The organism is Bacillus sp. TL12 (assembly GCF_022625245.1).
Taxonomy (GTDB): Bacteria; Bacillota; Bacilli; order Bacillales; family Bacillaceae_G; genus Bacillus_A.
The window spans coordinates 50,522-63,220 of sequence record NZ_JAJJBY010000017.1 but is presented as its reverse complement, the minus strand read 5'-3'; the positions used below and the strand labels follow the sequence as shown (position 1 = coordinate 63,220).

The following is a 12,699-nucleotide window of genomic DNA, read 5'->3' as shown; positions in this document are numbered from 1 at the left end:
CCTCATTCTATCTTTCAAGCATAATGCTTGCAGGAAGTGGCACAGTATTCAAAGTGAACCTGCTGCCGAGGTTTCAAAGGGCCAGTCCCTCCACCTCTCTTGATACAATGAGTAAACATAATGATTTGTATTAATTTTTTGTTTCTTTGATTATTCAAAATCTTACATCCGGACAAATGAACTGTCAATAAAATGGAATATAGTTTGAATTTTCAGTTTTTTGTAAGTGCAATATAAAAATAAGAGTCACTGTGCAATTACACAGTGACTTTTCTCTTAAAAATCAAAATTATCAGGGTCTGGGCCAACACGGTGATTTTCATTTAATGACTGAATTGCTTTCATATCTTCAGCGCTCAATTCAAAATCAAAGATGCTTGCATTTTCGACAATGCGATGCTCTTTAACTGATTTAGGAATGGTAACCACACCATTTTGCAGATCCCAGCGTAAAATGATTTGTGCTGTTGATTTGTTATATTTTGTAGCAATTTCTTGCAATACTGGATGGTCGAGTAATTGACCTTGCATTAATGGTGACCAAGCTTCTAGTTGAATAGTATGCTCTTTACAGAAAGAGTGAAGTTCTTCTTGCGTTAAGCGTGGGTGATATTCAACTTGATTAATCATCGGTTTCATTTCAGCGATTTCTAGAACATCTTGTAAGTGATGGATTTGGAAATTGCTAACGCCGATAGCACGAACACGGCCTTCTTTATAAAGTTTCTCTAATGCTTTCCATGTTTCTGTGTATTTTCCTTTTACAGGCCAGTGTACTAAGTATAGATCTAAGTATTCTAAACCTAATTTTTGTAATGTTGTTTCGAAGGCTTGTAATGTTGATTCATAGCCTTGATCATTGTTCCATACTTTTGATGTGATAAATAATTCTTCACGAGGAATTCCGCATTCGCGAATTGCTTGGCCAACGCCTTCTTCATTTTTATATACTGCAGCTGTATCGATACTGCGGTATCCATTTTTAATAGCAACTTTTACAGAATCGATTACCTGTGTACCATCTTCAACTTTAAAAACGCCTAAACCAAACCAAGGCATTTTTACACCATTATGTAATGTTGTGCAATCTTGTAAGCTTGTTACTGTCATATTAATTCCCCCTAGCTTTTTTATTTGTTGCTTCAATTGCTTGGTGAATCATCTTTGAAAAATTATATTCAAATAAAACTTTTAAACCTTCTGCAGTTGAGCCACCTGGTGTAGTCACTTGTTCACGAAGCATAGCTGGATCTTGTTCTTGTTCTAGCATAGCGGCAGAACCAGTAATCATTTGAATGACAAGGTGTTTTGCGGTTGCTTCATCGATTCCATAGCTTTTCGTTGCTTCAATTAATCCTTCAGCAAAGTGGTAAAGGAATGCTGGGGCACTTCCAGTTACAGCGGTAAGCTGATGTACCTCTTCTTCTGTGCATAGCTGTGCTGTACCAATCCCTTTTAAAAGTAGTTGCAGTGTTTCTTGATGTTCTTTATTTACGAAATGTCCCATTGTATATAGAGAAATAGACTTCCCAATTGTTGCAGCTGTATTTGGCATGATCCAGGCAACTGGTGTACCTTGAGGAAGTCTTTTTTCTAAATAAGATGGACCAATCCCGGCAGCAACGGTTACAACAAATTGATGAGTTAGAAGAGGTGATAATTCTGCTAATAATTGCTCATGTGCAGCAGGTGGCATTGCTAAAACAATGGTATCTACAGTTTGGATGTATTGTTTCCAATCACTCGTAGTTGAGATGTTATATTTTTTTTCTAATTGCTTAAGCTTTTCTATGTTACTTCGATTGGATACAATAATCTCTTCGATATGTTCATTACTTGTTTTGAGCAGTCCGGCGAAGATTGCTTCCGCCATACGACCAGCACCAATAAATAAAATTCTATTTTTCTTTGACATATCCTTTATTCCTTTCTGATTAGAATATGGTATAAAAAACGATAACATCTTTAAGAGATTTTTGTAAAAAGAAAAGTCTTATAAATAGAGTTCCATAATTAATAATAGGAAACCCCCGAAGCATACAGTGTGCCTCGAGGGTTTCCTATTATTGATTATTCATAGTTTGTGTAATTATGCTTTTGTCATACCAAGTAAAACAGCACCGCCGATAATTAGAACACTACCAAGTGCAATAAATACCATTTGACGCTTTGTTTTCTTTTCGCCTAAGAAGACAATTGCTCCAAATGTAGAGATAACGATACCAGTTTGAGATAGTGGGAAACTTGTTGCTACTCCAACTCTTGGTAAAGAAAGAAGTAAGAATAAGTTACCTGTTCCCCAAAGTAGGCCAGATAAAGCATTACGAATTGCATATTTGTTAAATGGTTTATGTTTAGATGTCAATACAACTGCTCCAACAAACATACCGACTGCTTGCGGTAAAATAGCAGACCAACCATCGATATTGTACCAACGAATAATAATTACATATACAAGGTAGCCGAATGTAGAAACAATTAAAGTTAAAAGTCCTTTTTTCAATTGTCCTGGTGGCTGTGCATTTTCTTTATCATCTAATGAAGTGAAGACAACACCGACTACAATTAAAAGGATTGCAATCGTTCCCAGAATGATTGTAGTAGTAGTAGTCCACTCACGGAAAGCGATAACACCAAAGATAGAAGTTGCAACAAGTTGCATACCAGTAGAAATCGTTACAGTTGTTGAAACACCTAGTTTTTCAACTGTTTTTAATTGGTTTACTTGTCCTAAAGCCCAGAATAAACCTGAAATAAATCCAACAATTAAGATTGTCATTGTTAAAGCAGGTTGAGTAAATACATACATAATTGTTGCGAAGAATAGAGCACCGATTGTCATACCTACCGTTTGGCTATATGCACCACCGCCCATTTTTACGCTTACTAATAAGATATTTCCCCATGCAATTGCAGGAAGAAGCGCTAATAAAATGTCCATTACAAGACTCCCTTCATTTTTCTATATTAATATAATTTAATTGCGTTCTAACGATCGGTAATTCCCCACTGAGAAAGTAGAAGATTACCGATCATTAAAACAGGATGAAGAATTTATGATATAAATGCGTTTTCATTTCTTCATTTTTTCAAACACCTCCATATAATAACAGGAAAGTACCCGATTTAGAAAGTAAATTCAAATAGAATGTATATTTTTATAAATATTAAAATTCTGTTATTTCATTATAATAAAAAAGACCTCAATTTTTGAGGTCTTTTTTATAAAGGGGGTTGGGGAAATAAAGTTACTTAGCTCTTTTTAACAAATGGGAAGAGGGGGGATAACCTAATTCCCATCGGCTTTACTTTATGACTTAATTATATGTAATACGGGAAGTGGTAACTATCGAATTAGCTTACAGTAGGATTACAGTTTTGTAAGGTTGGGATAAAGCGAAACTCTAATCAATGAAGGATTACTATACTCAAATAGCGAGATGAAGTATTTCATTCTACAAAACAATTTATTTTTCGGGAAATAAAAAGGCAGCCTTTGTCGAAAGCTGCCTTAAGAAGTAGTAATTTTTTTGTTAATGAGTTGGATGCATAGTAAGAAAATGAGTGACATACCAACAGTTATGATAACGAGTGTCCAAGCAAGCTGCATATTACTTGCGTCAATTGCCATGTAAATGGCTGTAGGAATTGTTTGTGTCTTTCCTGGAATGTTACCAGCAAACATAAGTGTTGCTCCAAACTCACCAAGTGCGCGTACAAAGCTTAAAATCATTCCGCTAAGTAATGCAGGAAATGCAAGTGGTAGTGTGACGTGTAAAAAAACTTGATATTCACTTGCTCCAAGGTCGCGGGCACCATCTTCAATTTGCTTATTTGCAATAGAAAAACCTGTCTTTGCCGATTGATACATCAGTGGGAATGAAACGACTGTTGAAGCGATGACAGCTGCCCATGATGTAAACATAATAGAGTGTTGAAATAATGATTCAATCCACTTTCCAACAGGGCTGTTATTCCCAAAAATAATAATGAGAAAGAACCCAATAACAGTTGGTGGAAGTACCATCGGTAACAGAAAAATAGTTTCTAATAACACTTTATAACGCCATGAGGAGCGAGCTAATACTCGTCCAATAACTGTGCCAAAAATCATAACAATAACGGTGGCGAGTGCAGCTACTCGTAAGGAAAGAAAAACAGGCGACCAAAGTGTATCAAATGTCATAGTAGTTACGATAGGATTGTAAATCCATATTTTTTAAAGATAGATTGTGCATCTTTTGACTGTAAATATTCATAAAATGAAGTCGCCTCTTTCTTATGCTTTGATTCTTTTATAACGCCTACGGGATAATGAATCGGTTCATGAGAATTAGCAGGTGCTGTACTTGCAATTTTTACTTTGTCTGAAATAAGAGCATCTGTTTTGTATACAATGCCAGCGTCTACATTACCTGTTTCTACATATGTTAACACTTGGCGGACGTCTTTTGTTAATACGATTTTGTTTTGAAGGTCGTTCCATAGGTTTTCATGTGTAAGAGAAGCTTTTGCATATTTTCCAGCTGGGACAGATTCAGGTGTACCAATTGCTAGTTTCTTCACTTTTTCTTCCTTCAATTCTTGAAATGTTTTAATGGAGCTTTCTTTTGGAACGACTAAAACGAGTTCATTTCCAAGAAGATTTTTCCCCTCTTTTTCATTAATAAATCCTTTTTTGACAAGCGTTTGAAATTTATCTTCTGCTGCAGAGAAGAATAGGTCAGCAGGAGCACCTTGTTCAATTTGCTGCTGAAGTGCACCAGATCCGCCAAAATTAAAGGAAAGCTTTATGTTTGGTTCCTTTTGTTTATATTTTTTTTCGATTTCTTTGAAAGCGTCTTGTAAACTGGCAGCTGCAGATATTGTAAGTTCAACTTCCTTTTGGTCTTTTGCTTTAAGTGTTTCCTTCTTTGTTTCATTACTACATGCCACACTGAAAATGAGAAGGAAAGAGAGCATCAGTACTCCAATGTACCGTAATGTGAATTTGTTCATGTGTATAATCCCCTTTCTTTTACCCTATTTAATTATAACTAATTATATTTAATTATAAATAGTTATAATTAAATATAATGTGAAATAAATCACTTTTTGAAAAAATAGGAGAAACTTTCTTTCTTTGTTACAATGAAATGAGAAAGTGAGGAATCGTCTATGGATCATCATTCCTACACAACGGAAGAGGTAGCAAATCGACTAAAAGTCTCAAAGTTAACAGTGTACGATTTAATTAAAAAGGGTGAACTACCTTCTTATAGAGTTGGTAGACAAATGCGCATTGATGCAGTTGATTTAGAACAATATATTAAGCAAATGAAAACGGGGAAAGTGCAGACTACTTCTATGAAACTAGAGGCGAAGCATAGGGAATCTTCCTGTGTAATTAGTGGACAAGAGCTAACATTAGATATGCTAGCGAAGCATCTTGAAAGGCTTTTACCAGGTTCTAGTATGCTCCGCGCTTATCAGGGGAGTTTAATGAGTTTAATTAAAATGTCTCAAGGAGAAGGAAGTATCGTTAGTTTACATTTGTTTGATGGCGATACAAGAGAATATAACATTCCATATGTAAAACGAATTTTAGTTGGACAACCATGTATTGTAATGAACTTATTAACTAGAAATGTTGGGTTTTATGTACAAAAAGGAAATCCTAAAGGGATACAAACATGGACTGATTTAGCTAAGCCATCGATTCAATTTATCAATCGTGAAAAAGGATCAGGAATTCGTGTATTAGTCGATGAGCAGGTGAGAATTCAAAATATAGCTAAAGAAGATATTCGAGGCTATGATTTGGAAGAATCTAATCATCTTGGTGTTGCCTCTCAGATTGCTAACGAGAAAGTTGATGTTGGCGTAGGAGCAGAAAAAGTAGCACAAATTGTGAATGTAGATTTTATTCCACTTATGAAAGAGCAATATGATTTGGTCATTTTAAAAAATAAAGAAAACGAACAACTCATTGAAGCAGTAAAAGAAATACTGCAATCGACAGAATTTCAAAATGAACTACGAGCAATTGGTGGATACGATATAAGTAAAACAGGTCAAATTATATATGAAACAAATTGAAAAAGCTACTTGTCTTATAGACGAGCAGCTTTTTCTCTATATAAAGGGGATAGGGGAAACAATTTTATAAGACAAGACCTTGTGCAAGTGCATAAATAAAACCTGTAAGAAGAGCCGCACCGCTAGCAAGTCCAATAAAGTCTAATTTGTTAAAAGTAATGTTATTCATCGTTATCTCTCCTTATTTGTTTAATGTTGTAGCAACTGCTTTTGCATCGATTAGGGCAGATAGCACCATGCCCATTGTATTTACGAATTTGTTTGTTTTTATTTTGTTCATCATGCGTATCCGCTCCTTTTCGAATGGTTATTGTTGCCCTTGTTTCTGTCTTAATTATATGAAATGTGGGCGGAGGTAACTATCGAATTAGCTTACGGGAGGATTACAGTTTTGTAAGAAAAAGAGACATTCGTGTAAGAATGTCTCTTAAAGCATATTGATATGATGGTGCTCTTCAATTGTCTTTAAAAAGCTCCGCATTGAGTTGGTCAGATAGGTATCTTTACGACGTATAAAGACAGTTGAAATGCTCCCATATTTTTCAGGAATCGGATGGCAGTGAACTTTTCCTGTAGTAGAAAGATGCCTAACAGCGGATTGTGGTACGAGTGTAATTCCAAGACCGAGTGCAACGCTATTTAAAATCGTTTCTAGTATGTTGAATTCCATAATTCTTTTTGGAAGCAAGCCTTCATCTTTGAGCCAGCGTTCTAGTTTGGAGCGATATCCGCATCCTTGATTAAAGACAAGAAGTGGCGTTGTAATAAATTCCTCTATATGAAAAGCTTTATTTTTTGTGACAAGGACAAGTTGTTCTGTACAAACATCGTATTGTTCTAATAGTGGGTGTTTAATGGGTCCTGATATGAAAGCACCATCTAATTGATGATCAATTACTTTTCTCATAAGTTTCTCTGTTAAACCAGCTTGCAGCGATAAATCGACGTTTGGGTACTTCTTGTAGTAAGAAGATAGGATGGTAGGTAATGTGCTTACTGTTTCGACTGTACCGATTTTTAAAATACCAGATGGTACACTGCTATCTAAAAAGACTTGTTTTAGTTCATCGACATCTTGCAAAATTTTATGAACGTAAGTAAGCATTTTTCTCCCTTCTGCAGTTAATGTCATACCTCGTTTATGCCGGTAAAAGAGCGGTGTTTTCAATTCGTTTTCTAATTGTTTAATACGAGCTGTCACGTTAGACTGCACATAATTTAATTCCTTTGCGGCATTGCTAACACTTCCATGATCGGCAACGCTTTGGAAAATTTGTAAATCTCGTAGTTCCACAGAGCATTCCCCCTTGTTGTCAAATATCATTATAAGTGATAGATAACATCATTTTGAATCATTTTACGTGATATATTTTTTCTTTTACAATTCTCATTGTGCAATGCATCGAGAATTACATAGAAGCGGGGGATTACGGTGAGAAAAGGTCAAATGATAATAGGTGCACTGGCATGTTTAATTGCAAGCATGTCATGGGGAGCAATGTTTCCAGTTGCAGATCATGCGCTAGAATATATAGATCCATTTTATTTTTCGTTCATTCGTTATGGAGCGGTAGCAATTGTATTAATTGCATTATTGTTAATGAAAGAAGGAAAGAAGGCATTTCGTTTAGAAGGAAAAGGAAAGTTACTCGTTTTCTTTGGAACAATGGCGTTTACTGTATATAATGTACTCGTTTTTTTAGGACAAATGTTGATGGGGAAACCTGGCGTTATGGTAGCGTCTATTATGGAGGCGCTTATGCCGATGATTTCAATTGGTATTCTATGGGGATATAAGCAGATAAAGCCGAAGAAGTACATGATGACAAGCATGGTAATTGCTTTTATTGGAGCTGTTTTCGTTATTACAAAAGGTGATATGAGTTTCTTCCTTACATTGAAAGATAATCTATTTTCGTTAGTATTTATTTTTATTGGTGTTGTGGGCTGGGTAATCTACACGATGGGTGGCCAATCATTTAGTGGCTGGTCGACACTTCGCTATTCTACATTGACATGTGTATTTGGTACCGCTGTAACAGGTGTTATAACGATGATCATTACACTGTTAGGGTATGTGCCAGTACCGAGCACGGAAACGATTTCTATCGTCAAGTACGATTTATTATTTATGATGACATTACCAGGTATTGTAGCGCTACTTGCTTGGAACTACGGTGTGAAAATTTTATCATCTATTAATGGGATTTTATTTATTAACTTTGTGCCCATTACTACATTGATCATTATGATGATGCAAGGGTATAAAATAACAACTTTTGATATAGTAGGAACATTACTTGTTATTACAGCTCTTATTCGAAATAACGTATGTCAGCGTAAAGAAGAAAGCAAGAATAAGAACATTTTACAAGAGGAGCCGTTGCACCGGGCTGTCTAATAGATAATACAGTTGGAGGATTTTTTATATGTTAGAGAGTCTATTGTTTTTCTTTGCGATTGGAATTGCCTGTGAGCTGGCAGCGATTAATAGAAATGGTCGTAAGAAGATAAAACAACAAGCAGAAATGATACAGCTTTTGAAAGAATTACATGAAAGAAAAGCATCATAAGAAAGACGACCGGGCATAGACGGTCGTCTTCTTTATTACTATCTATATAAAGGGGAAAGGGGACACAAAGTTAAATGAGCGTAGCAGCATAAATGAAAGCTGTAAGAAGAGTTGCGCCGCTAGCAAGTCCAATAAAATCTAATTTGTTAAAAGTAATATTATTCATTGTTACCTCTCCTTACTTGTTTAATGAAGTAGCAACTGATTTCGCATCGATAAGAGCAGATAACACCATGCTCATTGTATTTATGAATTTGTTTTTTTTCATTTTGTTCATCATGTATATCCGCTCCTTTTCGAATGGTTGTTTGTTACTTTCTGACTTAATTGTACGAAATGTAGAGAGAAGTCACTATCGAATTAGCTTACAGAAAGATTACACTTTTGTAAGAATTAAATTTTGAAAATTAATACTTAATTTTATTACCAACTACTAAAGGTTAGTGTTATAATTGTTTTAAAGATAGGATTAAACTTTGGATTTTTAGAAAGGGACGAAACGAATGTATAAACTAATTACATTTTTGTTGAAATATATATTTAAAACGCTTGGGAAAGTAGAGGTTCAAGGAAGAGAAAAATTACCTGAAGGTGGACCATATGTTGTTGCGTGCACACACACAAGCTTTATGGATGTATTAATGTTGGCGGCGGGGATGTATCCAACAGAAATTCATTATATGGCGAAAAAAGAATTGTTTGAAGGTAAGTTTACAAATTGGTTTTTTAAGAATGTGAATGCTTTTCCGGTAGACCGTGCGAATCCAGGGCCAAGTACGCTAAAAATTCCATCCCGTTTATTAAAACAAGGTAAAGTAGTAGGGATTTTTCCAAGTGGAACGAGATCGACAGAAGATGTTTCTTTAAAAGCAGGAGCTGTTACAATTGCAATGCGCTCTAATGTTCCTTTAGTACCGGCAGCTTATGTTGGGCCATCAAGTGTAAAAGAATTAATAAAAGGAAAAAGAGCACAATTGATTTTCGGTGATCCGATTCAAGTAGGATTAGGAGAAACATTAGATAGAAAAACAGCGATGAAAATGATGACGGATCAATTGAACGAAACATTTGAAGAACTAACAGAAACATTAAAAAAATAGCAAATAGGAAAAGACGACCGGGCATAGACGGTCGTCTTCTTTATTACTATCTATATAAAGGGGAAAGGGGACACAAAATTATAGAAGCGTAGCAGCATAAATGAAAGCTGTAAGAAGAGCTGAGCCGCTAGCAAGTCCAATAAAATCTAATTTGTTAAAAGTAATGTTGTTCATTATTATCTCTCCTTACTTGTTTAATGAAGTAGCAACTGATTTCGCATCGATAAGAGCAGATAACACCATGCTCATTGTATTTATGAATTTGTTTTTTTTCATTTTGTTCATCATGCGTATCCGCTCCTTTTCGAATGATTGCTTGTTACTTTCTGACTTAATTGTACGAAATGTAGAGAGAAGTCACTATCGAATTAGCTTACAGAAGGATTACACTTTTGTAAGAAAACGATACGGAGCTGTAATGTTAGGTATATTTGACACAGACTCATGGAATTCATTAAGTTAAAGGGAGAGGTGAACATATGGCTAATATTAAAGATATTGCAAAGCTAGCTGGTGTTTCCGTTACGACTGTTTCACGAGTGTTGAATGACCATCCGTACGTAAGTGAGAAAAAACGGCAAGCAGTTCTAGAAGTAGTGGAGAAATTGAATTACTCACAAAATGCAAATGCGGTTCATTTATCAAAAGGAAAAACGAATATTGTTGGTGTGATTTTGCCTTATATTGACCATCCGCATTTCGATAGGATTGTTGGAGGAGTTATGGAAGGGGCATTAGCTTATAATTACCGAGTTCTTCTTTGTCAAACAAATTATAACAAGCGAGAAGAAAGAGAAAGTTTACATATGTTGAAAACAAAACAACTAGACGGTATTATAATTTGTTCACGTGCGAATGATTGGGATGTAATTAAGCACTATGCTTCTTATGGAACGATTATTGCTTGTGAAGAGACTGACGTTTTTGGCATATCCAGCGTATATATAAATCATTTTGGGGCTTTTCAATTAGGGATGAATTATTTGATCAAGAAAGGCTACAAAAAAATTGGATATTGCACAGGGAGGAAGCAAGGAGCTAGTAGTAAAAAGCGATTTGAGGCCTATAAGCAAGCCTTACAACTGATAGATGAAGAAATTATCGAAAAGCGAATCTTTACGGAATGCTTTACATTAGAAGATGGTGTGAGGGTCGCACATAAGTTAAAAGAGATGGAGGATTCTCCTGAAGCGTTGTTAGTAGCTGGAGATGAAGTTGCTATTGGAATTATGACAGAAGCTGGAGATGAAGTTGCTATTGGAATTATGACAGAAGCTAAAAGGTTAGGCATAAATGTTCCGCAGGATTTGGCGATTATTGGTTTTGATAATCAACCCATTTCCCAAGTGTTACAAATCACCACAATTGATCAACATGTGAAAGAGATTGGTAAAAGTGCCTTTGAACTATTTTATAAACAAATAAGCAATGATGATCGGAAACAAGAAAAAGTGGAAATTCCCTATAAGTTGGTAGAACGCTCTACGGTATAGTTGAAATCCGTTATGTGTAATGACACATAACGGATTATTTTTTTGAAAAATGTTTTGACTGGAAACGCGTTTCATACTTTATAACTGATTTACACCGGTTATGTAGTAATCCATGGATTCTTTTCAAGTGTTACGACAATGAATTGAATTTGGGGGAATATTCATGAAAAAACTATTATTGAATGTAAAAGAGTATTTAGAATGTGATGAACAAATTTTATCTTTTGTGGTAGGAATATTTGAGAAAGATAACTTCACCTTTTCATATCAACAAGGTATATTTGTTGCTACTAATAAGCGAATTCTTTTTTATGGGAAATGCCTGTATTATCCTATAACATATGAAGAATATTCATATTGTTGCATAGATGACATAGAAATGTTTCCGCAGTTAGTGTTTATCTATAATAGTGAAGTTTTAATGGCTAAGTATATTCAGGCGGGGAACGTGAAGAAGTTTGTTGATGCTGTTAGAGCGAACTTGAATAACTAAACAGGCGTTTATGTAAACATAATTATATAGATGTTATAAGAAAAAAGAGTGTGGTAAAAACTATTTCTATGCCTCTGTAAGATAGTGGTACAATGTCAAATGGAGGAGGTTACGACTTATGTTTAATCAACGAATGAAAGAAATTGCATTAATTACAATTGGTTCATTATTATTTGCGATTGGCATTAACTATTTTGCGATTCCAAACCGTTTATCGGAAGGGGGAATCATCGGTTTAACGGTCGTCACCTATTATTTATTTGGGTGGTCACCAGGGATTATGAACTTTGTATTCAATGCGTTTCTATTAGCTATTGGTTATAAATTTTTTGATAAAAAAACGATGGTTTACACAATTCTCGGTATTATAGAAACTTCCTTGTTTTTATATGCAACAGAACACATTGGACACCAGGTAAATAGCGATACGTTATTAGCAGCTTTATTTGCTGGGGTGTTTGTTGGTATAGGATTAGGCTGTATGTTTCGCGCAGGAGGTACGTCTGGAGGATCAGCAATTTTAGCGCAATTAGCAAATCAATATTTAGGGTGGAGCGTTGGAAAAGGTGTTCTTATTATTGATATTGTTGTAATTGTGGGGTCGGTATTTATCATTGGACAAGAAAAAGCAATGTATACGCTCGTTGCAGTATTTGTTGGAGCAAAAGTAATCGACTTCATTGTGGAAGGAATTAATACGAAAACAGCAGTTACAATTATATCAAGTCAACCAGATTTAATTCGTGAAACGATTACGAAACATATGACACGCGGTGTGACTGTCTTAGAAGGACGCGGTGGCTATACTGGGAAAAATAAAGAAGTACTATATGTCGTAATTAATAAACAAGAGCTTGTAAAATTAAAACAAGTAATCAGTAACGTGGATGAAGATGCGTTTGTTGTTATTCATGACGTACGAGATGTACTTGGCGGTGGTTTTAAAGCAAGCTAAAAAGATG

General features: G+C 35.2%; 16 protein-coding genes and 1 riboswitch. Of the genes, 7 read left to right on the top strand and 9 right to left on the bottom strand.

Going from position 1 to position 12,699, the window contains the following annotated elements; all coding sequences use genetic code 11:
* Window positions 1-4: 4 nt before the first annotated feature.
* Window positions 5-109, bottom strand: a riboswitch (SAM riboswitch).
* Between the two features lie 167 nt (window positions 110-276).
* From LOK41_RS16665 to modA, 5 genes are all read right to left on the bottom strand, one after another.
* Entirely contained in the window at window positions 277-1,110 is an 834-nt protein-coding gene (locus LOK41_RS16665) for an aldo/keto reductase (RefSeq protein WP_241817488.1), read from the bottom strand.
* Between the two features lies 1 nt (window position 1,111).
* Window positions 1,112-1,915, bottom strand: coding sequence for a pyrroline-5-carboxylate reductase (proC, locus tag LOK41_RS16660; RefSeq protein WP_241817487.1), 804 nt, complete (start codon window positions 1,913-1,915; stop codon window positions 1,112-1,114).
* A gap of 174 nt (window positions 1,916-2,089) precedes the next feature.
* Window positions 2,090-2,941, bottom strand: a complete 852-nt coding sequence (locus LOK41_RS16655) for a GRP family sugar transporter (RefSeq protein WP_241817486.1) — start codon at window positions 2,939-2,941, stop codon at window positions 2,090-2,092.
* A gap of 570 nt (window positions 2,942-3,511) precedes the next feature.
* The gene (gene modB, locus LOK41_RS16650; protein ID WP_241817485.1) at window positions 3,512-4,186 is read right to left on the bottom strand and encodes a molybdate ABC transporter permease subunit; all 675 of its coding nucleotides are present in this window, start codon (window positions 4,184-4,186) and stop codon (window positions 3,512-3,514) included.
* A gap of 5 nt (window positions 4,187-4,191) precedes the next feature.
* Window positions 4,192-4,998, bottom strand: coding sequence for a molybdate ABC transporter substrate-binding protein (gene modA / locus LOK41_RS16645; protein ID WP_241817484.1), 807 nt, complete (start codon window positions 4,996-4,998; stop codon window positions 4,192-4,194).
* 159 nt (window positions 4,999-5,157) lie between these two features.
* Between modA and LOK41_RS16640 the strand changes: the two genes are divergently transcribed.
* The gene (locus LOK41_RS16640) at window positions 5,158-6,078 is read left to right on the top strand and encodes a substrate-binding domain-containing protein (protein WP_241817483.1); all 921 of its coding nucleotides are present in this window, start codon (window positions 5,158-5,160) and stop codon (window positions 6,076-6,078) included.
* Between the two features lie 64 nt (window positions 6,079-6,142).
* On the opposite strand, the gene LOK41_RS16635 is transcribed toward LOK41_RS16640, so the two are convergent.
* Window positions 6,143-6,247, bottom strand: coding sequence for a DUF3948 family protein (locus tag LOK41_RS16635; protein WP_241817482.1), 105 nt, complete (start codon window positions 6,245-6,247; stop codon window positions 6,143-6,145).
* A gap of 258 nt (window positions 6,248-6,505) precedes the next feature.
* On the bottom strand, window positions 6,506-7,372 hold the full coding sequence (locus LOK41_RS16630) for a LysR family transcriptional regulator (protein WP_241817481.1): 867 nt from the start codon (window positions 7,370-7,372) through the stop codon (window positions 6,506-6,508).
* A gap of 138 nt (window positions 7,373-7,510) precedes the next feature.
* Here LOK41_RS16630 and LOK41_RS16625 point away from each other — a divergent pair, with 138 nt between their 5' ends.
* Both LOK41_RS16625 and LOK41_RS16620 read left to right on the top strand, forming a co-directional pair.
* Window positions 7,511-8,479: a DMT family transporter gene (locus LOK41_RS16625; protein ID WP_241817480.1), complete on the top strand. Its 969-nt coding sequence runs from the start codon at window positions 7,511-7,513 to the stop codon at window positions 8,477-8,479.
* 28 nt (window positions 8,480-8,507) lie between these two features.
* Entirely contained in the window at window positions 8,508-8,651 is a 144-nt protein-coding gene (locus LOK41_RS16620) for a YrzO family protein (protein WP_241817479.1), read from the top strand.
* Window positions 8,652-8,721: 70 nt separating this feature from the next.
* Here the strand turns inward: LOK41_RS16620 and LOK41_RS16615 are convergent, their stop codons facing one another.
* Window positions 8,722-8,817, bottom strand: coding sequence for a DUF3948 family protein (locus tag LOK41_RS16615; RefSeq protein WP_174102601.1), 96 nt, complete (start codon window positions 8,815-8,817; stop codon window positions 8,722-8,724).
* A gap of 337 nt (window positions 8,818-9,154) precedes the next feature.
* Here LOK41_RS16615 and LOK41_RS16610 point away from each other — a divergent pair, with 337 nt between their 5' ends.
* A complete protein-coding gene (locus LOK41_RS16610; RefSeq protein WP_241817478.1) occupies window positions 9,155-9,751 on the top strand; it encodes a lysophospholipid acyltransferase family protein in 597 nt (198 codons plus the stop codon).
* Between the two features lie 78 nt (window positions 9,752-9,829).
* On the opposite strand, the gene LOK41_RS16605 is transcribed toward LOK41_RS16610, so the two are convergent.
* Window positions 9,830-9,925: a DUF3948 family protein gene (locus tag LOK41_RS16605; protein ID WP_018767156.1), complete on the bottom strand. Its 96-nt coding sequence runs from the start codon at window positions 9,923-9,925 to the stop codon at window positions 9,830-9,832.
* Between the two features lie 305 nt (window positions 9,926-10,230).
* Between LOK41_RS16605 and LOK41_RS16600 the strand changes: the two genes are divergently transcribed.
* From LOK41_RS16600 to LOK41_RS16590, 3 genes are all read left to right on the top strand, one after another.
* Window positions 10,231-11,244, top strand: a complete 1,014-nt coding sequence (locus tag LOK41_RS16600) for a LacI family DNA-binding transcriptional regulator (RefSeq protein WP_241817477.1) — start codon at window positions 10,231-10,233, stop codon at window positions 11,242-11,244.
* 163 nt (window positions 11,245-11,407) lie between these two features.
* Window positions 11,408-11,737, top strand: a complete 330-nt coding sequence (locus LOK41_RS16595) for a PH domain-containing protein (protein ID WP_241817476.1) — start codon at window positions 11,408-11,410, stop codon at window positions 11,735-11,737.
* A 118-nt stretch (window positions 11,738-11,855) separates the two neighbouring features.
* Complete coding sequence (locus tag LOK41_RS16590; RefSeq protein ID WP_241817475.1) at window positions 11,856-12,692, top strand: YitT family protein; 837 nt, start codon at window positions 11,856-11,858, stop codon at window positions 12,690-12,692.
* Window positions 12,693-12,699 lie beyond the last annotated feature (7 nt).

What these genes read in the sequence shown, in the direction of transcription:
- LOK41_RS16610 (WP_241817478.1), top strand. Translation starts at nt 9,155, where the DNA reads ATGTATAAACTAATTACATTTTTGTTGAAATATATATTTAAAACGCTT.
- LOK41_RS16595 (WP_241817476.1), top strand. Translation starts at nt 11,408, where the DNA reads ATGAAAAAACTATTATTGAATGTAAAAGAGTATTTAGAATGTGATGAA.
- LOK41_RS16590 (WP_241817475.1), top strand. Translation starts at nt 11,856, where the DNA reads ATGTTTAATCAACGAATGAAAGAAATTGCATTAATTACAATTGGTTCA.
- LOK41_RS16605 (WP_018767156.1), bottom strand. Translation starts at nt 9,925, where the DNA reads ATGAACAACATTACTTTTAACAAATTAGATTTTATTGGACTTGCTAGC.
- modA (WP_241817484.1), bottom strand. Translation starts at nt 4,998, where the DNA reads ATGAACAAATTCACATTACGGTACATTGGAGTACTGATGCTCTCTTTC.
- LOK41_RS16620 (WP_241817479.1), top strand. Translation starts at nt 8,508, where the DNA reads ATGTTAGAGAGTCTATTGTTTTTCTTTGCGATTGGAATTGCCTGTGAG.
- LOK41_RS16665 (WP_241817488.1), bottom strand. Translation starts at nt 1,110, where the DNA reads ATGACAGTAACAAGCTTACAAGATTGCACAACATTACATAATGGTGTA.
- LOK41_RS16635 (WP_241817482.1), bottom strand. Translation starts at nt 6,247, where the DNA reads ATGAATAACATTACTTTTAACAAATTAGACTTTATTGGACTTGCTAGC.
- modB (WP_241817485.1), bottom strand. Translation starts at nt 4,186, where the DNA reads ATGACATTTGATACACTTTGGTCGCCTGTTTTTCTTTCCTTACGAGTA.
- LOK41_RS16640 (WP_241817483.1), top strand. Translation starts at nt 5,158, where the DNA reads ATGGATCATCATTCCTACACAACGGAAGAGGTAGCAAATCGACTAAAA.
- LOK41_RS16655 (WP_241817486.1), bottom strand. Translation starts at nt 2,941, where the DNA reads ATGGACATTTTATTAGCGCTTCTTCCTGCAATTGCATGGGGAAATATC.
- proC (WP_241817487.1), bottom strand. Translation starts at nt 1,915, where the DNA reads ATGTCAAAGAAAAATAGAATTTTATTTATTGGTGCTGGTCGTATGGCG.
- LOK41_RS16615 (WP_174102601.1), bottom strand. Translation starts at nt 8,817, where the DNA reads ATGAATAATATTACTTTTAACAAATTAGATTTTATTGGACTTGCTAGC.
- LOK41_RS16600 (WP_241817477.1), top strand. Translation starts at nt 10,231, where the DNA reads ATGGCTAATATTAAAGATATTGCAAAGCTAGCTGGTGTTTCCGTTACG.